The organism is Arenibacter sp. F26102 (assembly GCF_023015865.1).
Lineage (GTDB): Bacteria > Bacteroidota > Bacteroidia > Flavobacteriales > Flavobacteriaceae > Arenibacter.
Genome location: NZ_JALKBC010000004.1, coordinates 1 through 21,643 on the forward strand (window position 1 = coordinate 1; position 21,643 = coordinate 21,643).

The 21,643-nt window shown below is 40.5% G+C and carries 16 protein-coding genes and 1 pseudogene; 6 read left to right on the forward strand and 11 right to left on the reverse strand.

The window, feature by feature from the left end; all coding sequences use genetic code 11:
* From MWU78_RS06215 to MWU78_RS06230, 4 genes and pseudogenes are all read left to right on the forward strand, one after another.
* Positions 1-412: transposase (locus MWU78_RS06215; RefSeq protein WP_246996027.1), on the forward strand; the 412-nt coding region annotated here is incomplete at its 5' end.
* A complete protein-coding gene (locus MWU78_RS06220) occupies positions 390-878 on the forward strand; it encodes an IS982 family transposase (protein WP_246996029.1) in 489 nt (162 codons plus the stop codon). The genes MWU78_RS06215 and MWU78_RS06220, both read left to right, overlap by 23 nt.
* Positions 773-1,111: pseudogene (locus tag MWU78_RS06225) on the forward strand (transposase); the annotation flags it as partial. The gene MWU78_RS06220 and the pseudogene MWU78_RS06225, both read left to right, overlap by 106 nt.
* Positions 1,112-1,178: 67 nt before the next feature.
* Complete coding sequence (locus tag MWU78_RS06230; RefSeq protein WP_246996031.1) at positions 1,179-1,463, forward strand: DUF4334 domain-containing protein; 285 nt, start codon at positions 1,179-1,181, stop codon at positions 1,461-1,463.
* A gap of 207 nt (positions 1,464-1,670) precedes the next feature.
* Here MWU78_RS06230 and MWU78_RS06235 read toward each other — a convergent pair whose 3' ends face one another.
* The 10 genes from MWU78_RS06235 to MWU78_RS06280 form a co-directional block, all read right to left on the reverse strand.
* The gene (locus MWU78_RS06235) at positions 1,671-3,743 is read right to left on the reverse strand and encodes a S9 family peptidase (RefSeq protein ID WP_246996033.1); all 2,073 of its coding nucleotides are present in this window, start codon (positions 3,741-3,743) and stop codon (positions 1,671-1,673) included.
* A gap of 366 nt (positions 3,744-4,109) precedes the next feature.
* Positions 4,110-5,393 carry an agmatine deiminase family protein gene (locus tag MWU78_RS06240; protein ID WP_246996035.1) on the reverse strand — a complete coding sequence of 428 codons (1,284 nt, stop codon included), beginning with the start codon at positions 5,391-5,393 and terminating at the stop codon, positions 4,110-4,112.
* 211 nt (positions 5,394-5,604) lie between these two features.
* Positions 5,605-7,140, reverse strand: coding sequence for a YifB family Mg chelatase-like AAA ATPase (locus MWU78_RS06245; protein WP_246996037.1), 1,536 nt, complete (start codon positions 7,138-7,140; stop codon positions 5,605-5,607).
* A gap of 673 nt (positions 7,141-7,813) precedes the next feature.
* Positions 7,814-10,210: a penicillin acylase family protein gene (locus MWU78_RS06250; protein ID WP_246996039.1), complete on the reverse strand. Its 2,397-nt coding sequence runs from the start codon at positions 10,208-10,210 to the stop codon at positions 7,814-7,816.
* A 100-nt stretch (positions 10,211-10,310) separates the two neighbouring features.
* Complete coding sequence (locus tag MWU78_RS06255) at positions 10,311-12,191, reverse strand: CocE/NonD family hydrolase (protein ID WP_246996041.1); 1,881 nt, start codon at positions 12,189-12,191, stop codon at positions 10,311-10,313.
* 116 nt (positions 12,192-12,307) lie between these two features.
* Positions 12,308-14,290, reverse strand: a complete 1,983-nt coding sequence (locus tag MWU78_RS06260; RefSeq protein WP_246996043.1) for a thioredoxin family protein — start codon at positions 14,288-14,290, stop codon at positions 12,308-12,310.
* Complete coding sequence (tilS, locus tag MWU78_RS06265; RefSeq protein ID WP_246996046.1) at positions 14,290-15,594, reverse strand: tRNA lysidine(34) synthetase TilS; 1,305 nt, start codon at positions 15,592-15,594, stop codon at positions 14,290-14,292. The genes MWU78_RS06260 and tilS overlap by 1 nt, the downstream gene beginning before the upstream one ends.
* Positions 15,595-15,626: 32 nt before the next feature.
* On the reverse strand, positions 15,627-16,460 hold the full coding sequence (locus tag MWU78_RS06270) for an alpha/beta hydrolase (RefSeq protein WP_246996048.1): 834 nt from the start codon (positions 16,458-16,460) through the stop codon (positions 15,627-15,629).
* 99 nt (positions 16,461-16,559) lie between these two features.
* On the reverse strand, positions 16,560-17,858 hold the full coding sequence (locus MWU78_RS06275) for an anthranilate synthase component I family protein (protein WP_246996050.1): 1,299 nt from the start codon (positions 17,856-17,858) through the stop codon (positions 16,560-16,562).
* A gap of 6 nt (positions 17,859-17,864) precedes the next feature.
* Positions 17,865-18,398, reverse strand: a complete 534-nt coding sequence (locus MWU78_RS06280) for an NAD(P)H-dependent oxidoreductase (RefSeq protein ID WP_246996052.1) — start codon at positions 18,396-18,398, stop codon at positions 17,865-17,867.
* Between the two features lie 133 nt (positions 18,399-18,531).
* On the opposite strand from MWU78_RS06280, the gene MWU78_RS06285 reads away from it, so the two are divergent.
* Both MWU78_RS06285 and MWU78_RS06290 read left to right on the forward strand, forming a co-directional pair.
* Positions 18,532-19,731 carry a heparan-alpha-glucosaminide N-acetyltransferase domain-containing protein gene (locus tag MWU78_RS06285; RefSeq protein WP_246996054.1) on the forward strand — a complete coding sequence of 400 codons (1,200 nt, stop codon included), beginning with the start codon at positions 18,532-18,534 and terminating at the stop codon, positions 19,729-19,731.
* Positions 19,732-19,785: 54 nt separating this feature from the next.
* Positions 19,786-20,022 carry a CDGSH iron-sulfur domain-containing protein gene (locus MWU78_RS06290; protein ID WP_246996056.1) on the forward strand — a complete coding sequence of 79 codons (237 nt, stop codon included), beginning with the start codon at positions 19,786-19,788 and terminating at the stop codon, positions 20,020-20,022.
* Positions 20,023-20,130: 108 nt separating this feature from the next.
* Here the strand turns inward: MWU78_RS06290 and lpdA are convergent, their stop codons facing one another.
* The gene (gene lpdA, locus MWU78_RS06295) at positions 20,131-21,537 is read right to left on the reverse strand and encodes a dihydrolipoyl dehydrogenase (protein ID WP_246996058.1); all 1,407 of its coding nucleotides are present in this window, start codon (positions 21,535-21,537) and stop codon (positions 20,131-20,133) included.
* Positions 21,538-21,643 lie beyond the last annotated feature (106 nt).

Below are 21,643 nucleotides of genomic sequence, written 5' to 3' on the forward strand. Positions count from 1 at the left end.
TACCGTACTTTTTCACATGAGCGGTTACCGGACCTTCAAACATTTTTATCTTTATTATGTCAAGGAGCATTTAAGGGACGAGTTCCCCGTTACGGTCTCCTACAACCGGTTCACCGAACTGATGCAATCCAATATGCTGCACATCGTGATCAACGATAAGGGGGAACTGTTGGACTTCGTGATTACCCAGGCCAACGAGAATGATAGGGCACCGCTGAAGGAGGGCAATGTGTTAAAAAAAATCTTTGGCAGTCTATATGCCGACAAAGGATATATCTCGAAAGAACTCGTGGAAATGCTCTTCGACCAGGGCCTGCACCTGGTCACCGGGATCAGGAACAATATGAAGAATGTGCTGATGGACATGCGGGACAAGATACTNATCGACAATGGGATGGTTCTATGGCTTTAAGCTGCACATCGTGATCAACGATAAGGGGGAACTGTTGGACTTCGTGATTACCCAGGCCAACGAGAATGATAGGGCACCGCTGAAGGAGGGTAAGGTGCTAAAAAAAATCTTTGGCAGTCTATATGCCGACAAAGGATATATCTCGAAAGAACTCGTGGAAATGCTCTTCGACCAGGGCCTGCACTTGGTCACCGGGATCAGGAACAATATGAAGAATGTGCTGATGGACATGCGGGACAAGATACTTCTTCGAAAAAGATCCGTCATCGAAACGATAAACGACCAGCTCAAGAATATCTGCCAGGCAGAACATTCGCGCCACCGAAGCTTTGGAAACTTCATTACCAACTTGGTGGNAAAATCTTTGGCAGTCTATATGCCGACAAAGGATATATCTCGAAAGAACTCGTGGAAATGCTCTTCGACCAGGGCCTGCACCTGGTCACCGGGATCAGGAACAATATGAAGAATGTGCTGATGGACATGCGGGACAAGATACTCCTTCGAAAAAGATCCGTCATCGAAACGGTAAACGACCAGCTCAAGAATATCTGCCAGGCGGAACATTCGCGCCACCGAAGCTTTGGAAACTTCATTACCAACTTGGTGGCCAGCCTTATCGCCTACTCCTTTCAAGAAAAAAAACCGGGAATCAAATTTGAAACAGAAAACACCTCACAATTGACATTATTTTATTAAAAGCTTAGATCGAACTCAGGTTAAAAACAAAACGCAATTATATTCGGTAAATCCTAAATACCTTCCCATGGATCTCAATTTTCCTAAAAATAAAGTATTGGGGGTTTTAATGGCATTATCCAAACCTTTTGTTCAAACAAAAAAATCGAGTGCTAGGCTGAGAATGATTGAATATAGAGGGAGAGTAACTGCTACAATGGCTTATGATGCAAAACCAATAAATGACCATTTTGTAAAAATAGATGATCATACGGTTTTAGGTGTAATGGATAAAAAAGGAGATTCCAGAAATTTCCCTTATGCATTCGTACTTGAGCGAGACGATAAAACAAACTTCGACATAAAATTTTAACCTATTAATAATGGAATTTAAAGGCTAAGTAGTCCTTATCCCCCTAGCTGGATCGAGCTTGCCTCGCCGTCAGGCAGGCGCAACGCTTGTACTTTTGTCTCGTAGGCAGCCAGGCCTTTGTTAAAGGATACAGCAATATAATACCACCCATAATGTCCATGGTCATTGGGACAAAATGTTGCAATTTAGTTAATGTTTTATAGTCTATTATTTTCCTTCAGGAGTCTTTAAACTGTTCAAGTTGCCTGAGTCAATTATTTGAATACTACTGCCCTCAAAATCGTCGCCAATATCCTGGTATCTACCACCAATGTGTTGGGCAAGGAATGCCTCAGAAACCGCAAAGAACGAAAGATTATTTTCTTGTCTTGCAAAGCCATGTCCCTCATCAGGATAAAGTACGTAGGTTACAGGAATTTGTTTCTCGTTCATAGCCTTGACAATCTGATCGGCCTCAGCTTGTTTAACACGTGGATCATTCGCCCCCTGCCCTATCAGCAATGGTTTTATGATACTGTCTACGCGGTTTAACGGTGAGCGTTCTTCAAGTAGAGCAAGGCCTTCCTCGGTATCCGGATCTCCAATGTGCTGAACAAAGACATCACGGAACGATTTCCAATATGGTGGAATTGTATTGAGAAGGGTTGTGAGATTGGATGGGCCAACGATGTCCACACCGCAAGCGAATACATCTGGGGTATAGGTAAGGCCTACCAAGGTGGCATAACCACCATAACTTCCTCCCATAATAGCTACATTTTCCTTTTCGGCAATTTTTTCTTGCACCATCCAGTCCACGGCATCTATTAGGTCATCATGCATCTTACCGGCCCATTCCTTGGCAGCAATATTGATAAATTTCTTCCCAAAGCCGATAGATCCCCTAAAATTGGTGCTTAGTACTACATACCCCCTATTGGCCAACCATTGGTGTAAACCGTTGAATCCAAAATTATCTCTACCCCAAGGTCCGCCATGGACCAATAAAACGGTTGGAGCTGGTTTGGAGGTTCTACCATTAACATCCAATTCTCGGGGTATGGTGAGGTAGGAAACCAATTTATAACCATCCCTGCTCTCAATCTCAACGGGGTACATATTGGCCAATGGCACATCATCAAATTCAGGTTTGGAGGCAACTAGGAATTCGGCTTTTTTCGCCTTTAGGTCATACTTGTAATATTTTAAATATTCCTGTGGCGAATCATAGGATAATATCCAAGTGTTATTATCCGTAGATCTAAAATGTACAGTTAATTCGCCCTCTTTAAATGTATTAAGATAATCCAGGTTCCCCTTTGCTTCTTCGGTCAATGGAACCCATTCCTTGCGTAGATAATTGGTGGCATAGGCCTCAACTTCATAGGTGGTAGGATGCACCAAAATATCGGCAATATCAGATTTTTCGTTTTCCGCTATTACTTTCTTTTCATCGGTTTCCAGATTTAAGGTGTACAGGGCCGCTTTGTCCCTGTCCCTGCTGTCTATCATATAGGCGTTCTGGTTGTTTTTGTCGAATCCAAAGAAACCAAACGTAAGCATATCCTCTTGTGGAACCCTAAAATATTCCTCCCACTTGCCATTATTGTATTTGTAAACAATTTGGCCCCCAGCTGGATTAGTCCTCGTGGCCAGACGGATATTGTTTAGGTTATCGGGCAAAATCTGTAAAAAAGATTCATCTTTCAATACTAGCTTCATTTTGTGGGTATTCAAATCTACTTTGTAGACATCCATATTGGAAGGGTCCGAATTATTTATCTGGATGAGTATTTCCTCTGGATTCTCCCTGGATACGCTTAGAATATCTGCCCTTGGCCGCACGATCTGCCCTGTATTGGGGTCTGTAATCGGTTTCCCATCAGCTCCTATAATCTCCTCCTGTGGGGTAAGGTCAGTATCCGTTTTGCTTTCCACATCCACTAAATGAACATGCCAGTTCTCATCACCACCCTTATCCTGCGCATACAATATATTTCCTGGTTTGTAGCTCCATTGATAGGCCTGTATCCCGCGCAAGGTATCGTTGGTAATTGGCTGGGCGCTCTCCGGATTTTCTATAGGGGCCACCCATATATTCATAACGTTGTTGACCGGGGCTCTATAACTAAAATATTTACCGTCTGGGCTAATCCTTACCTGTATTTTGTCAGGGTTCCCAAAAAAAAGTTCACGGTCTACCAGATCTGGGACTTTGACTTCTGTCATTTCTTTTTCTTTCTCGGCACATCCAAAGATTAAAAAGCAAATTAAAATGAATAAAGAGGTAGTTGTTTTCATATAGTCAATGGTTTAAATTGAAGTAAAAGGTAAGCAATTAATTGCTGATTTACAGTGGTTTATCTCGATTATTTTGTTGATTTAGTAGATAAATTTTATTTTTTTCAACCACTGTTGACTAGTCATTTGTGACTTTTGGCTTAATTATGCCATTCTTGTCCGTAGGGTTTCTAGACACCATGGCAATACAGAGGTCTTAAGCTGACTCTAAAGCAAAATGTTTTGAGCTATTTTTTGGAATATATCTAGAATACTTTTAATGTCACGAGCTAGCCTAATAGTGAGCAGATGTGCCATTTAAGCCAACGGACTAATCAAGGAAATAATAGTGTAGTATTTACTGGGAAGTCGCCTGTAGTTACACCTCTAATTGGAAGAAAATAAGGGCTGGTGCATACTAATACAATGTATGCCCCCACCACCTAAATTAACAGCAAGGGCATCGATCATGGCTATTTTTCGGTCGGGAAAAGCGGATTGCAAAATTTGAGCGGCCTCTTCATCCATAAGTTTCAATTCGTTAGACATGCCTTCCCTCCAACAACGCTGTCCAATGACCACCTTGTTGGTTATAATGAAATTAAGATAGCTGAGTGCCGCCATGACTTTTATGGGCTCTCCATTCGGAAAGGTACTTCCGTTGGTATAGTCCAGAGTCTTAATGTACTCGTAAACATAATCCCCTGGATTCATACTTGAAAAAATTGTTCCGGGTAGCGGCATTCTGATAATAGTAAATGGCTTGCCGTCCTGGTCTGTTGCTTCAGTCAATATTCGGTAATTTTCCTCCATGCGTTTGTGGTTTTCAAAGGCAATTGGATCTTCGAGATCTACACTGTCCACCTTAGCGAAAAGGATTGTGGAATCATTTACAAAGCGGGCAAATTCGTCAACATGACCATTGGTAGTCACTACCGTGTAGGCTTTGTCACCGTCTACGGTGGTTATGGGGCCACGGAAAGTATGATCGTCTTCCACCAAACCCTGTTTTAACCAGATAATCTTTTTAACCCCCAAAAGCCTTTTGTATTCCTTCTCCATATCCACTTTGGTCATTTCTGGATTTCTGTCCATTTCTACTGCTTCCGTAGTAATTAGGGTACCTTTGCCATTCACCTCCCTATTTCCCCCTTCACTGATCATTGTACTGGAAATTATGGGTAGCTGAAAATGTTTGGCAACCCTTTCATCATACAATTCCTCGGTTTTTGTATCTATGTCCAAAGTATCGGAATATCCCCAAGAATTAAAGTTGAAATCGGCAATGGCCCAAGTGTTTTGATTGGTTTCCACAAATATGGGTCCCATATCCCGTGCCCAGATCTCCACGGATGGGAGTTGCAGAAGTTTAAGTTTTGGAAGTTCTCCAAAATGCTTCTTTAGGGATTCCTCGGCTTGGGCCAAAAGTTCTTTGTCCTTGCAAGTTATTACGATATCTATATTCCCCAATAATGCTTCAACAATATCAAGTGTTACTTTTTCTACGGATTCTCCTTCCTTATGGTCCGTTGATGGCCATATTAACCAAATGGCTTCTTGGGTTTCGAACTCTGCTGGTTGATTTAAAACAATTATTGGGTCGGTTTTCTTGGGAGAGGAACAAGAGAGAATAAGCACCACAAATATAAAGCTATATAAGATTGACTTCATACTAACTTGTTTTAAGGATATGTAACGATTAAATATAGTGAATAAACGTATCTGTTGGACATTTATAAGCTAACATTAATATGGCCCTTGGCTGGCACCGACGTCACGCCTACCTCGCGTCAGGCAGGCCCGTGCACCAATACAATTCCTAGCAACAATGTCACTCAGAATTTTATGCTGGGTCGACTACTATTGTGTTTTCCTTACGGTACTACCCCAACCAACCTTCACGGTCTAAAGATCTGTACTGAATGGCTTCGCCAATATGATTTCCAGTGACATCCGTGGCGTTTTCCAGATCGGCGATCGTTCTTGCTACTTTCAGAATCCTGTCATAGGCACGGGCAGAAAGATTTAATCGTTCCATTGCATTTTTCAACAGCTCCTTGGAAGGGTCGTCCATCTTACAATGTTTACGAATGTGCTTGGTATTCATCTGGGCATTGTAGTGTACATTTTCCATTTCTTCAAAGCGCTGGGTCTGAATTTCCCTGGCGGCCGTGACCCTTTTCCTAATTTCCACACTACTTTCCCCTTTGCGTTCTTCTGACAATTTTTCAAAAGGTACCGGGGTTACTTCTATGTGAATATCGATACGGTCCAACAATGGCCCTGAAATTTTGCTTAAATAGCGCTGCATATCAGCAGGTGAAGAGGTTACTGGCGAATCGGGGTCGTTAAAATATCCCCCTGGACTTGGATTCATACTGGCTACCAACATAAAGCTACTGGGATAGGTTACGGTAAACCGTGCCCTTGAAATGGTCACTTCCCTATCCTCCAAAGGTTGTCTCATGACCTCCAATACACCCCTTTTAAATTCGGGGAGTTCATCCAAAAACAAAACTCCGTTATGGCTCAATGATATTTCTCCGGGTTGTGGATAGGCCCCGCCGCCAACCAGGGCGACATCTGAAATAGTGTGATGTGGGCTGCGAAACGGTCTTTGGTTCATAAGTCCCATATTCTTGATCTTCCCCACTACAGAGTGAATTTTGGTAGTTTCCAAAGCCTCATGTAAAGTCATTGGTGGCAATATAGAAGGGAGGCGTTTGGCCAACATGGTCTTCCCCGCACCTGGGGGACCTATCAGGATAATATTATGTCCGCCCGCAGCGGCTATTTCCATACACCGTTTTATGCTTTCCTGCCCTTTGACATCGGAAAAATCAAATTCAGGGAAATCCAGGCTTTTATAAAATTCTTCCTTGGTGTCGATTATGGTCTGCTCCAAGGGAGTATCCTTATCAAAGAAATCGATAACTTCTTTTATATTGTCTATGCCATAGACTTCCAGATTATCCACAATAGCGGCCTCTCGGGCATTATCATTTGGCAAAATAAACCCCTTAAACCCTTCTTCCCTTGCCTTAATAGCGATTGGCAAGGCTCCCTTTATAGGCTGCATACTGCCATCGAGGGAAAGTTCTCCCATGATGATGTATTTTTCAATGGACTCGGATTTTATCTGATTGGAAGCCGACAAGATACCAATAGCTAGGGTAAGGTCGTAGGCCGAACCTTCCTTGCGAAGATCGGCAGGGGCCATATTTATGGTTATTTTTTTTCCGGGAATTTTGTAGCCATTGTTTTGCAATGCTGCTGCAATACGATAATTACTTTCTTTAATGGCATTGTCCGGTAAACCTACTAGATGGTAGCCGATGCCTTTGTCGATATTCACTTCAACGGTTATCGTCGTAGCTTCCACCCCAAAAACCGCACTACCGTAAACTTTTGTAAGCATTTACCTATTATTTCTCTAAATGTAAGTAAATAATATAAATTTTTGGTGTAGCCAATGTGCTAAATTTTAAGGAATTATGGACTTAATGCAATTTAAAGTAGAGAGGTGACTACATATTCGGCCTTCAATATGGGACCTTCGATTTTATGACAGAAACTAGTTCTCTCCACAAAGTTAACAGGATGAGCTAGAAAGGACAAAAGAGGAAAGTCTGACCTGAGTATTTTGGATGTAGGTGGTTTTTGGACACCCCTAGCCTCCCGCCGATAATACTGGACAGGCATTCTCGAGAGGGAAATTGTTTTGAACTGTCAACTTGTAATGATGCGACAAGGGCTCCTTCCCTTGAATAAGGAAGGTGGATCCTCCGCCAGCGGCGGAGAAGACGTAAGGGATTGAAAACCTAGGTCTTCGGGGGGGAATAGATTGGGTATGAGCCTATGACTCAGGATTTCAATCTCCCCTTTCTTTCTCCACCTAAGGGCGGGGAAATTAATTTCCCTCTTCGTTCCAAGAGGGGAGCCATTAGCTAATTGGCAATGAGGCAGTTCCCAAACGGACAATTGTTGATTCAAGAGACAAGTGTTGGAAGTATATTACTTGAAACTGAAAACTACAACTACCAACCTACCACTCATAAGTACAGTATCAAATAGCCACTGCAGTCCACAAATTACTTTTTAGGTTCAAAGACCAGTAATGATTTCTGGGTTTTGATAATCTCCTCTTTGTTCATCATCATTTTTCGAAATTTCCCCTGAATGTACATTTCGGACTGATCGTCATAATGTTCGCTGAAAGGATTCCCGGACTGTCCCGTAGGCAGGATACTGGTACTATTTTCAATATCCGAAAAGTCGATCACCCTCCTTGTGGACGGACCCGAAGTAACTGGGTAGAAACCTGTGTCGTCATAGTTAAAGTACATATTATTGATGACCTCCCTTGTTCCCGAAACGGGGAAAGGACCAACATTAAAGAGAAATCTTAGGGCTTTGATCTGCCCTATGGGATGTCCGTGTTCCAAGGTGTGCAGCTTATTCCAGGTCCATTTGTCCGGGTTATTGCCAAATTCCTCTTCCAAGGACTGGTAGGCCTGTCTAAAGGAAAGGTTTACCCTTTCTTTTTTTGTTTCTACACTGTCTGTGGTGGTTATATCGTCCCACCATACTGAGGTTTCCTTTTCGGCCATATGTGCTATTAGGCGTTTGTGGAAGTGGGTGTCCAACATTTGCCCAAACATCTCTGTTCCCAGTTCATCCGCGAAAGTATTCTTCAATATAAAATATATCCAGCGATTGTATATACCGGGTTCTACTTGTTGCAATTGACTACTGCCGTCCCATAAGTTTAATTTGTCCAGGATAGCGATCTGTTTATCGTTCAATTGCTCCACTTCCATGCTTTTGGATAAATTGGTAACCACTTCGGTATTTACCATAGAGGTATCATCCAACATCATCTCCTGTACGGCCTCCCTGTCCCAGTCATCTTTAGGCTCTAAAAGAGATACAATTCGCTTCGCCCTATCCTCGGGCAAGTAATAACCAGGGTATAATTTGCCGTTTATGGAGTCCGGCTGATTGTTGGCGGAATACACATAGTTCCATGACGGATTAATAGCCATGGGGTTTTCAGAAAAATCCAAATATCGTAAGGGTTCATCTTTTCCTGTACTTCCTTCCAAAATAAACTTGGTATTGGTGCTATCCGGCATTTCGTATAATTTTGCCGTAGCAAACCATGCTACATTGCCCATTGCATCGCCATACATCATGTTTAAACCCGGCGCGTGTACATTGGGAAGTGATTCACGGAATTCTGATAAATTTTGGGCGTGCGACATGCCATAAAGCGCATCCAAGATTTTGTTTTCCACTTTTGTATAGATCCAGGACATGGCTATTGGGCGTGTATCCGATACCTGATCGGCAATTCCATTTAGAATTGGACCGTGATCTGATTTTTTATAGGTGAACATGACATCCTTCTTCCCTTTTACTTTTATAATTTTGGAAATAACTTCATATTTTTTCCATCCAGAGGGTGTTTTATAGGAGTTGGTGTCATCCTCATTTTCTTCCTCATAGTAAAAGTCTATATCATCGTTTTCAAATATAGTAATCCCATATGCCAACTTCCTGTCATGGCCCAAAATGGGAAATGGGACTCCGGCCAAATGATAGCCATACTTTTCGTAGGTAGGGGCATTTAAATGTGCTTCATACCAAACGGAAGGTTGTGCAAAACCAATATGGGGATCGTTCGCCAAAATAACTTTGCCATTCTTGGTCTTATTAGGGGCTATAACCCACGAATTACTCCCTTCGAATAGGGGGACAGGGAAATCCTTAAGCATCTCGGAAACGAGGCCGGCAACCTCATTTTTAATAGAATCGCGAAGGGTAGGTTTATAATTTTTTATCAATGTTGAATTGGGATCTGTGTTTAACCCCAAATCAGTTAAATAGTCAGGCCCTAATTTGTTCTTGATGTTGGTAAGCAAAGGATCGGTCTTATGGGCCATGGCAAAATCAAAAGCCATATAACCAATGGTATTATAGATATCCTTCAGTGTAAATGGTGTTTTTTCCAAACCCGTAAGATGAAATTCAATGGGTGTAGGACCTTCCTCTATATATTGATTTATTCCATCCAAATAAGCTTGTGATAACCGAACCACGGGGCTATTTTTGGAAATCATTTCCACAGTCTTTACGGAGGCATCATCTATCCCTAAAGACAAAAAGAATTTGTCCGTCTTAAGCATATCCTCCCCAAAAATTTCGGACAGCCCGCCTTTGCCGATCCTACGCAACAATTCCATTTGCCATAATCTGTCCTGAGCATGTACATACCCTAGACTTCTAAAAGCATCTTCTTCCGACTTTGCATAAATATGGGGTATACCATAGGTGTCAAAATAAACCTCCACCTTTTGGGTTAGCTTATCCAACTCCTTAGTTCCAGTATATTCTGGACTGTGTGTGTAGATATATACCGCACTGCTAAGAGCTAGGACAACCACGATTCCCAAGATTATCCAAAGTAACTTTCTAAATACTTTCATATATGTGTTTACCTAATTAAAGGTATATTAATTTAGGGTATAAAAAAAGTACCCAATGGGGTACTTTTTCTTTTTTTAATGGGAATATTCTTTCAGAATCTTAGGGTTTTAACAGGGTGAATTCTATTAACGAAGTGTTGTAAACACGATGTGTTTGTTTTTGAAAATCCTCAGGTTTTGCTTCAAAAATGTTGTCTACATAGGTTTGTGGATTTATATCGATGTACGGAAACATGGTACTTTGTACCTGTACCTGTAGTTTATGTCCCTTTTTAAAAGTATGGAAAACATCCTGAAGCTGAATGTCTACCTGCGTCACCTCCCCTGGCACAAATGGCTCTGGTTTAGAAAAATCGTTCCTGAATCTGCCTCGCATGGTCTCGCTACGTACCATTTGATGATAATTTCCCATTTTTAAATACGACTGGGTTTCTTCATAGTTCTCATGATCGGCAGGGTAAACGTCTATTACTTTTACGATCCAATCAGCATCAGTACCTGAGGTGGAAACACTTAGTTTTGCCAAAATATCACCGGCGAGGGTTAGGGGTTCTTCCAAAGGTTCGGTCTCAAAAACCAAAACATCGGGTCTGCGGGCGGCAAAACGCTGATCATCTGTCATGAACTTACGTGGGGTAAACACCATTTTTATGTCCTCTGTATAGGGTACCGGTTTTTTGGGGTCACTTACAAATTCCTGAAATGAATATTCCCTGGTTGCAATTTGTCCAAGTCTTTGGTTGCGCTGTAGGGAATAGGTTTCCTTGGAGGTGTTTTTGGGAGGCCAGCTATCAAAGGATTTCCATTCCTTGGCACCGGTATCAAAAACATAGGCTTCGGGTAAACCAGTGGTCCCTCCCTCTCCTTTAAGAAAGTGATTAAAAAATTTGGTTTCAATATTCTCCTGATAGAATTTGGATATATCATCCCCAAAATAAACATTGCCAATGGCCTGGCGTTTTGTTTCTTTGGACCAGTCCCCGTGGCTCCAAGGTCCCATTACGATTGTATTATAATTGGAACTGTTTTTTTCTATATGCCCGTAGGTGTTTAATGGTCCGTATAGATCTTCGGCATCAAACCACCCTCCTACTGTCATCACTGCTGGTTTAATATTTTCCAGATGCTGGATTATTCCACGCTTTTGCCAAAAGTCATCATAATTTGGGTGCTCTTTTAGTTGTTGCCAAAAGACATTATCTTCCTTATAATACTTATCCAAATTGGATAGTGGGCCGGCATCCAAAAAAAACTGATATTGGTCTTCCGTCCCTAATTCCGGGAAAGAATACCATTCTTCGGTGGTTGGTTGGTCTTTCATATAACCAAATACCGCTGTAGCCCTCCAATAACTAAGTAAATACGCCCCGTTATGATGAAAATCGTCGAAAAAGAAATCCCCGATCGGAGCTTGAGGTGAAACCGCCTTTAATGCAGGATGGGCATCCAGCAGAGAATAGGTAGAATAAAATCCGGGATAGGAAATTCCCCAAATGCCCACATTGCCATTGTGGTTTTGAACATTATTGATCAGCCACTCTATGGTGTCGTAGGTATCCGATGCCTCATCTACTTCCCTTTCTTTTTTATTGGGAATATAAGCCCTCATATTGTCGTAAACACCTTCACTGTTCCATCTGCCCCTTACATCCTGATAGACCACAATATTCCCTTCTTTCATCATTTTTCTGTTGGGCGATATTAGGGCTTTATATTCATTGGAACCGTAGGGCCTACAACTGTATGGCGTCCTGGACATAATAATGGGGTACTTCTTGGAAGTATCCTTGGGAGAATAGATGGTGGTATGCAATTTTATTCCATCCCTCATAGGAATGGTGACTTCTTTTTTGTTGTAAAAATCTATGGGGTTATACGTATCAACAATTCCGGTGCTGGTTTTATTTGTGGTAGGTTGTACCCCTATTCTTCCACACGATACCAGGATAATAGCTGATAAAATAAATATGATCTTTCTCATGAAGGTTGAATTTGTTGTGATTAAATCTGTAGAATTTTCTGCCAATGTCACGTTTACCTATCTTGTCAGAGGCAAGGTTAAACTGTTGAATTACCAAGAACTCTTTTATTTAGCTCTTATTTAAGCTGCCCCAATTCCTTAAAATTACTTGCTCCTTTTTTTAACCACTCCTTGTAGGTGTCCCGATCTGTATATTGGACGGCACTGTTCAAAATTTCCAAATCAGGGGAAAGAAGTACATAATAAGGTTGTGAAGCTGCATTGAAATTTAAAGTCTGGAAAGTACCCCATTTTTCACCAACGGTATTTATTTTCTTTACGCGTCCAGACTCGTATTTAAAATGGAATTGTTCCTCTTCGGGCAATTCCTTTCTGTCATCTATATACAGCGATATTAAAACATATTCGTCTTTAAGAATGGGATAGATATCCGGCTCGCTCCATACCGTTTCTTCCATTTTTCTACAATTTACACAGGCCCAGCCCGTAAAATCCAGCAGGACCGGTTTGTTTACTTTTTGTGCATAAGCAAGGCCTTTGTCAAAATCCTTAAAACAATCTATTCCCAAGGGACAATCGCTCTCTGTTTCAAAAACACTGTAGAAATGAGGTGGTGGAAAACCGCTCAACAGTTTTAAATCGGTAATTTTCGCTAGGCCCAATATCAGATAGACGGCAAAAGCGGTACTAAGGATTGCGGTAAGCTTCCTACCAGCCGACAAGCGTTGTTTGGGGCCGTCATGAGGAAATCTAAATATTCCAAATAAGTAAAGGGAAAGCAATACGAATAATAATATCCATATCCCTAGGAAAATTTCCCGTTTAAAAAATCCCCAATTGCCTACTAAATCGGCATTGGATAGAAATTTAAAAGCCAACACCAGTTCCAAGAACCCAAGGGTAACCTTTACCGTTGTCATCCATCCTCCAGATTTTGGCAAGGAATTTAGCCAAGTTGGGAACAATGCAAATAGACCAAAGGGCAAGGCCAAGGCGACTCCAAAACCGACCATCCCCATGGAAAGGTTGGTAGCCACATCTCCGTCTGCCAAAGCAGTGCTTCCCAATAATCCTCCTAAAATAGGACCGGTGCAAGAGAAGGACACTATGGCCAAGGTAACTGCCATAAAAAAGATACCAAAAGCACCTCCCACCTTGGTGGAGGCCGAATCCATCTTATTGGCCCATGAACTTGGAAGGGTCAACTCATAATATCCAAAAAACGAGAAGGCAAAAAAGATGAAAATGAGAAAGAAAAATAGGTTTAGCCAAACATTGGTAGCAATGGTGTTCAATATTTGTGAATCAACAGAATCGAACAGATGAAAGGGCAAACTCAATAAAAAGTAAATCAGTACTATAAAAAAACCGTACAACAAAGCATTGGCAATCCCCTTAGATCTATTTCCTCCCTGCTTGGTGAAAAAGGAAACCGTTAAGGGTATCATCGGAAAAACACAGGGTGTTAGTAGCGCAATCAATCCGCCTAAAAAACCCAAAACAAAGATGGTCCACAATCCCGATTTTTCATTTACGGCATTGTCTACCCCGCTAACCAGCAATTCCTTGTTCTTTAGGTCCAGTATTAGTGCACTGCTCATATCCAGACTGCGTTGGTCTACCGTCTGGTCCGCAACAGTTACTTCCTCGCCCGTCAAAGAAATATGGAATATTTCATCCTTTGGGATACAAACCTCCTTGCAGATTTGATAGAACAAACCAACATCGACTTGAGTGACCTCTGGATTTAACAATTTTATTTTTTGGGTAAATACGGCCTCGTCCTTAAAGAAGGTTTCATCTACCTCAAAAATATCGGAGTATTCTGTTAGGGTCTGACTTTCCATTGTACCACCCACCAATTCATAGTCCTCACCTACTTTTTCAAAGGAGAATTCGCTGGGTAAGGAGCCATTTTCATCTGTAAACTGTGAATATATGTGCCAACCTTCATGAATGTTGGCCTTAATGATCAGATTATATTCGGTGTCGGATATTTTTTCAGCCTCATAGGTCCATATTGCCGGATTATCATCCGTCTGGGAAAATCCTGGAAAAAAACCGAACACCAGTAAAAACAATCCTAATATGTTCTTCATTATTCGAAAATAATTTTTAAAATTTCTTTAGTCATTTCTGTAATTTTGAAACGGTCATCGGCACGTTTACCTATGACCCAAACAATATCACTCCCAGAGCACAACAACCATTGGTTCTCCTTGGCAAAGATATCCATCTTCTCATCCTTGAAATATTTTGAGACCTTTTTCTTACCCAACATTCCAAGTGGGTAAAAATAATCCCCTTTTTCGCATTTACGGACAGTTAAGGGGTACTTTAACTTTTCTTTATCTACGTAAATCGCTTTAGGGGAACTCTCCCCCATAGATTCTACCTTAATAAATTTTAATGAAATAGGTTCTACTAAAATCTCTTGGCTTTCTTCTATATATATGACCTTAGTTTCCTCTTGTTCTTTTGGTTTTAGTAACAAAAAGTCCCGATCTTTTAGCAATCTATATGTATTGGAATGTACTTCCTTTCCGCTACTGCCACCTAGCAAATCATAAATGTCTTCCCATTGTGTAAAACCGAAATCCCTAAAGAAATGAAATAGATAAGCTTTGGTAGGATTCAGTGCCAATAATGTGGCTACTTTAACCTTTTCTACTTCGCCGACTTTGGAGAACAGCTCACGCCTTAATTGGGTGATATGGCTGGAGGAAATTTCTTGGGTCTGTCCAAGATATTCCTGAGTCTTTAAAAAATTGCTTAAAAAGTTGGGGTTAAGTTCCTTTAGTTTTGGAATTATATTATGGCGGATATTATTTCTTAAATATTTTGTGTTTTCATTACTGGCGTCCTCTCTCCACTTCAAATTGTGTTCTACTGCATAGTCTACAATTTCCGCCCTAGAAAATTTTAATAAGGGCCTGGATATGGTATCTGTGTGTGATGGTATGCCAGTTAGTCCTTCGATACCAGTTCCTCTGGATAGGTTGATAAGAAAGGTTTCCAAACTGTCATCCGCATGATGAGCCGTAACCAGGGTCTTTAAATTGTTCCCTTCCATTAATTCCGAAAACCATTTATAGCGGAGTTCCCGAGCTGCAATTTGTAAGTTCGTTTTATATTTGGCCATATAGCCATGGGTATCAAAACTGGTTACAAAAATATCCTTGGCAAAGCCGGCTGCCATAACTCTAACATGTTCTTCGTCCTTATCACTTTCCGTACCACGTAATTTAAAGTTGCAATGGGCTATTGAAAAATCCATTTTAAGGGTAAAACACAAGTGGCCCAGAACAACACTGTCTATTCCGCCACTGCAGGCCAATAGAAACTTGCCGTCTTTTAGATGGGGAAAGTACTGCTCTATGTGGTTCCTAAAATTCTCTAGCACAGCGCTAATTTACATAACAAAAATGATTGCAGCTATATCTGGCCATAGAAGTCGTTCATCCTGTTCGTTAACCATGAGGCGATCAAATCCAAAGTACCTTTGCTACCAACATCTTTATGTAATTCATGATAGCCGCCCTCAATTAACCGAAGTTCAGTTTTGCTGGAATTGTCGTGGAAGCTTTGGGTTCCGCGATAGTCTATAATTTTGTCTCCTGTACCATGAAGTAAAAGCGTTGGGGTCTTTAGCTTATGAGCATTATTTATGGCCCACTCTCCTGCTTCCATTATTGGAAAGGAATACATTGGGCTCACCCTATCATGAACCAAGGGATCCGCAATATACTTTTCTACTTCTTGGGTTATTCTGGAAATGTGCTGGGGGTTTAAACCAGATGACATGGTTATGGAAGGGAATATTTGCAACATTGCCTGTCCCAAGTTCATTTTCCATTTGGGAGGTTGAAAGGCCAATTTCAGATAAGGGCTTGAAGCTACAATACCGGTGAAATTGGATTTTATCCTCAATGCATGGTTCAATACTAAATTCCCGCCCAAACTATGCCCGTACAGGAAAATAGGTTTATTGGGGTTTAGTAATCTTGCCTTGGTGAAAATATTATCCAATAACGCTATCAGTGCATAATAATTGGGACAATGACCACGTTTTCCGCCCGATTTTCCATGTCCAATATTGTCATAACCAAAAACGGCCATATTTTCCTTCAATAGTCTAGGGACAACATCGTCCAAGTATCGGCCGGAATGTTCCCCGAATCCATGGACCAGAACTACCGCTCCTTTTACTATTTTAGGTCTGGTGTACCAAGCATAAATAGGGATAGCTTTATATTGAATATCTAGCATTTTTATATCCATAGAACTTAAAGTAAAGAATATTACTTACACCTAAATTTAATAAAGGTTAAGGTAGATGGAAAATTGGTGATTAACAACAATGACTTATTAATTTTCAAGCACTTGCCTCATGGCTTTTGCCTTAAGGAGGCATTCTTCATACTCCTTTTCTGGAATTGCCTTGGCGGTTATGGCGCTTCCAACGGAATAAGAAACATATTGGGCCGTTTTGTTATATAGGATACTTCGAATAACTACGTTAAAATCGAAATCGTTTTCAGGGGTAAAATAGCCAACAGAGCCAGAATATAGCCCTCTTTTTGAGGCTTCCAGATTCTCTATTATTCTCATGGCAGAAACTTTTGGGGCTCCGGTCATACTACCCATGGGAAAGGTCTCCATTATAATATCCACGGGGTTTGCAGTACTGGGAACCTCTGCCGATATGGTGGAGATCATTTGGTGCACTTGATCAAACGAATATACCTTGCACAATTCCTCAACTTTAACGGTTCCTCTTAATGCACTTTTGGAAAGATCGTTTCTTACCAAATCCACGATCATAATATTTTCCGCCCTTTCCTTTTCATCATTCTCCAAGGTTTTTACCAACACTTTGTCCTCGTTTATATCCAAGGAACGCTTTGCAGTGCCCTTGATAGGTTGAGATACAATCTTGTTTTTTATTTTTTTAATGTAACGTTCGGGAGAGGAGGACATTAGGTATTTATCGTTGATTTTCAAAAAAGTTGAAAACGGTGCCCGGGTAATGGAATTTAGCTTTTGATAGGTCCTTAATGGGTTAATATCTGTGTTTTCGGCATAAAATTCCTGACAAAAGTTGGCTTCATAAATATCTCCCCTGTGTATATGGTTGAGCATTTTGTTTACCCGCCTAAAATAGTCGTCCTTAAAAATTCTTAGTTTAATGCGAATGTTGGATTCAACCTCCAATTCAGGAGTAAGTGCAACATTTTGATCATTGATGGACACAAAATCCGTTTCAATTTCATCCGATACCATATTTAGATAATGGAAGGTGACCGCTTGGCCCTCTATCCTTATCATCTTCTTCGGTTGAAAAAAGTATAATTCCGGAAAATTCAGTCCGTCTACATTTCCAGATGTTAGCCGTTCAGTATCATTTTTTAAGTCATAGGATAAGTATCCAAAAATCCAATCCTTGGTGTTGGATTGGTATGTTCTTAAATCTTCAAAAGCATTTTGGGTGTCCGTTACAATCGTTGTTAATGCGTCTACTGCAAGCATTCCATCAAAGGAACTGTATTTGCCTTTATGTCCGTTGCTATCCAGCCAAACAACCTCGTAATATTGTTGTGACCAGAGTAATAGGGATTGCTTAAAACTTACAATGTCCGAGACTGTAAAGGATACCTTTTTTCGCAAAGACTGTTAAATTTGTGATAAGAATATTTCCAAAGCTTTTTTATGGGCTAAGGCGAGCTCAGGGTCTGTTATACCCTTTGTTTCTTCAAAGGTATGATTAAAGGATGGTAATGAAAAGGTGGCTACCACTTCCCCTCCAAAACGTTGTAAAATTCCTTTGCTAACCTCTAGGGAGCCTATGGCTCCCCTTCTACCTCCAGAACAGGACATAAGTAAAATCTTAGTGTCTGTGAGGTAATTCCTGTCCACTCGTGATAACCAGTCCAGTACATTCTTGAAGTAGGCGGACGGATTGCTATTGTGTTCGTTTACGGAAATAATCAATCCCTCGGCACTGACAATCTTATCTTTTAGGCTTTTTAGCAAATCGGAATACCCTTCATTTCTTTCCAAATCCTCACTAAATACAGGAAAATTATAATCCACCATATTTATAAGGCTAACATCCTGACCTTTAATAAGTGAGGTGGTGTATTTTACTAATTTGTAATTAATGGAAGTGCTGGAGTTGCTCCCTGCAAAGGCCAATATACGAGACATCCGAAATAATTTAATAATTAAACAACGAAAATACCGTAAAATAGATTGAATTGCGAGGAATTTGTATAATTTTGCACCCGCAAACATCCAAAACCACTGTTATACAAGTATATAGGATGTATACGAAGCTACTATGGGCAATAACAACCTAAGACTTTATTTTATTGATGCCATGAGAGCATGGGCAATCCTTATGATGTTGCAAGGACATTTTGTGGACGGATTGCTTGATAATGTATTTAGGGACAATTCCAATAGCGTATTTTCCGTATGGAAATATTTCAGGGGCGTTACCGCACCAGTGTTCTTTACTGTATCCGGTTTTATATTTACCTACCTATTAATAAAAGGGAACGAAATTGGCTTTAAAAACCCTAGAGTAAAAAAAGGGGGCAAGAGGGGCTTGCAATTGTTAGCTATTGGCTACTTGCTTAGATTAAACTTTTTTGGATTATTGAAAGGTCAGATTTACGGTTCATTTTATCTAGTAGACGTTTTGCACTGTATTGGTCTTTCTATTTTGGGTATTATCGGAATTTATCTTCTTACGATTTCAAGAAATAAATACCTGTTCCCAGGATTGTTACTGGTAACTACCTTGGTTTTATTTGTGTTTGAGCCCAATTATAAACAATACGCCCACCATTACCTGCCAGAGTTATTGGCCAACTACCTAACAAAGGCCAATGGATCCGTATTTACGATTATGCCTTGGTTTGGATATGCAACCATTGGAGCTTTTATGTCGGTATTGTTTACCAGGTTCAAGAATTTCAAATATTTATATCCGACTGCCATAGCTAGTTTTACTATTGTTGGCTTCGGTCTTTTGTTTTATTCCTCAGGTTTCTTTTTAAAGTTATATAACTGGACGGGAATGCTTATTTTTTCGAAGGTTTATTTCAATAACTATCTGTTTATAAGATTAGGGGATGTATCCTTGGTTTTTGCCGTATTCATGTTGTTTAGAAGATTTATGAGTAATAGTACAGTACTCAAAATAGGGCAAAGTACGCTCTCCATTTATGTGATTCATTATATTATATTGTATGGAAGCTTTACCGGTTTGGGACTTTATTACTTCTTAAACCACAGCCTTTCCCCTACATTGGTAATTCCAGGTGCCCTTGCTTTTATGTTGGTAACTACGGTATTGGCCTTGCAATATGAAAGGAACAAAGTTTTTATAAAACTGCAATTGTCCACTGCTGTCAAGACGGTCCAATTAAAAGGAGAGTCCTGGTTAAGTGAAGAAGGTCAGCCCCTATTAAAAGCTTTTGTCTTAAAAACTAAGCTAACGTTGATACGCTTATTTAGATTGGTAAAAAATTAGTAGTACACTCTTTTTCCTAATTACCTTTCCCTTATTTTCGCATAAAAATTATAAATGAGCGATACGAATAATAAATTTTCACCAATTGCGGTGGAATTGGAGAAGGATAAAAAATATAAGTGGTGTACTTGTAGCCATAGTAGTGTTCAACCCTTTTGCGATGGTTCCCATAAGGCGGAAAACGCCACACCCCCTTTGGTCTTTATTGCAGAAGAGGATAAAAAGGCCCATCTGTGTACTTGTAAACTTACCAAGAATCCACCTTTTTGTGATGGTACTCACAAATTGTAAATACAATTTGTATCCCGATAAATAATATTTAGGGAATTACTATAATAAAATAGCCCCGTTAGACACAATCTAACGGGGCTATTATTATCAAGTTGTTTAATTAATTATTTAAACATGCAAAGCTCTATTGTCAGTAGCAGCTAAGGCTGCTTCTTTTACAGCCTCTGCAAAGGTCGGATGTGCATGGCTCATTCTGGAAATATCTTCGGCCGAAGCTCTGAATTCCATTGCAGTTACAGCTTCCGCAATAAGATCTGCCATTCGGGCTCCGATCATATGGACTCCCAAGACTTCATCGGTCTCCTTATCGGCCAATATTTTCACAAAACCATCCAGATCCATACTGGCCCTAGCTCGTCCCAAGGCACGCATGGGAAACTGACCCACTTTATATTCAACTCCAGCTTCTTTTAGTTCTTCTTCCGTTTTTCCTACGGCGGCTACTTCAGGCCAGGTGTAAACCACACCCGGAATTAGGTTGTAATCTATATGTGGCTTTTGTCCGGCCAGTATTTCGGCAACGAAAGTTCCCTCCTCTTCTGCCTTGTGCGCCAGCATGGCACCTCTTACCACATCTCCAATAGCATAAATATTGGATACATTGGTCTGTAAATGTTCATTTACGGCAATGGTCCCGTTCTTTTCCATTTTAACTCCGGAAGCTTCAATGTTCAGTCCATCCGTAAAAGGTCTTCTGCCTACTGAAACCAAACAATAGTCTCCAGTAAAGCTTATCGCTTCCCCTTTTTTGTTCTCGGCTTTTACAATTACTTCTTTGCCTTTGGCCTCGACAGATGTAACCTTATGTGATAAATTAAATTTCACCTTTTGCTTCTTCATTACTTTCAAAAGTTCTTTTGAAAGTGCTCCATCCATCCCAGGAATAATGCGGTCCATATATTCGATGACCGTTACCTCTGCACCAAGGCGCTTATATACCTGTCCCAATTCCAATCCAATAACACCGCCCCCAATAACTATTAAATGTTTTGGTATTTCTTTGAGTTTTAAAGCTTCCGTTGAGGTTATGACACGCTTCTTGTCCAATTTTATAAATGGTAGGCTCGATGGCTTGGATCCCGTGGCAATAATTATATTTTTAGCCTCAATGGTTTCAGTTTTACCATCGTTCTTTTTAATGTTGACATGTGTTGCATCCTTGAAACTTCCCATGCCTTCATAAACATCAATTTTATTTTTATCCATTAGAAACTTAACCCCTGAACAAGTCTGATCAACAACCGACTGTTTCCTCGCAATCATTTTTTCAAGGTTAACCTTGATTTCACCCGGAATTTCAATTCCATGATCTTCAAAATGCTTAACGGCATCTTCATAATGGTGGGAAGAATCCAATAATGCTTTGGAAGGAATGCAACCTACGTTAAGGCAGGTTCCACCTAAGGTTGAATATTTTTCTATTATAGCAGTTTTCATTCCTAACTGGGCACAACGGATGGCTGCAACATATCCACCGGGACCTGAGCCTATTATGGCTACGTCGTATTGGGTCATATTATTATTGTATTGAAAAGATTAGTTTAATCATTGTGAACACAAAAATACAAATGTTTTGTTGTTGGACAACATTCATATTCCTTGGTATATGAACGTTTTATGG

Bases quoted from the DNA above. Each gene is read 5' to 3' on its own strand.
- MWU78_RS06250 (WP_246996039.1), bottom strand. From the start codon at position 10,210: ATGAAAGTATTTAGAAAGTTACTTTGGATAATCTTGGGAATCGTGGTT.
- MWU78_RS06290 (WP_246996056.1), top strand. From the start codon at position 19,786: ATGAGCGATACGAATAATAAATTTTCACCAATTGCGGTGGAATTGGAG.
- MWU78_RS06285 (WP_246996054.1), top strand. From the start codon at position 18,532: ATGGGCAATAACAACCTAAGACTTTATTTTATTGATGCCATGAGAGCA.
- MWU78_RS06270 (WP_246996048.1), bottom strand. From the start codon at position 16,460: ATGCTAGATATTCAATATAAAGCTATCCCTATTTATGCTTGGTACACC.
- MWU78_RS06255 (WP_246996041.1), bottom strand. From the start codon at position 12,191: ATGAGAAAGATCATATTTATTTTATCAGCTATTATCCTGGTATCGTGT.
- MWU78_RS06235 (WP_246996033.1), bottom strand. From the start codon at position 3,743: ATGAAAACAACTACCTCTTTATTCATTTTAATTTGCTTTTTAATCTTT.
- MWU78_RS06260 (WP_246996043.1), bottom strand. From the start codon at position 14,290: ATGAAGAACATATTAGGATTGTTTTTACTGGTGTTCGGTTTTTTTCCA.
- MWU78_RS06240 (WP_246996035.1), bottom strand. From the start codon at position 5,393: ATGAAGTCAATCTTATATAGCTTTATATTTGTGGTGCTTATTCTCTCT.
- MWU78_RS06245 (WP_246996037.1), bottom strand. From the start codon at position 7,140: ATGCTTACAAAAGTTTACGGTAGTGCGGTTTTTGGGGTGGAAGCTACG.
- MWU78_RS06280 (WP_246996052.1), bottom strand. From the start codon at position 18,398: ATGTCTCGTATATTGGCCTTTGCAGGGAGCAACTCCAGCACTTCCATT.
- lpdA (WP_246996058.1), bottom strand. From the start codon at position 21,537: ATGACCCAATACGACGTAGCCATAATAGGCTCAGGTCCCGGTGGATAT.
- MWU78_RS06230 (WP_246996031.1), top strand. From the start codon at position 1,179: ATGGATCTCAATTTTCCTAAAAATAAAGTATTGGGGGTTTTAATGGCA.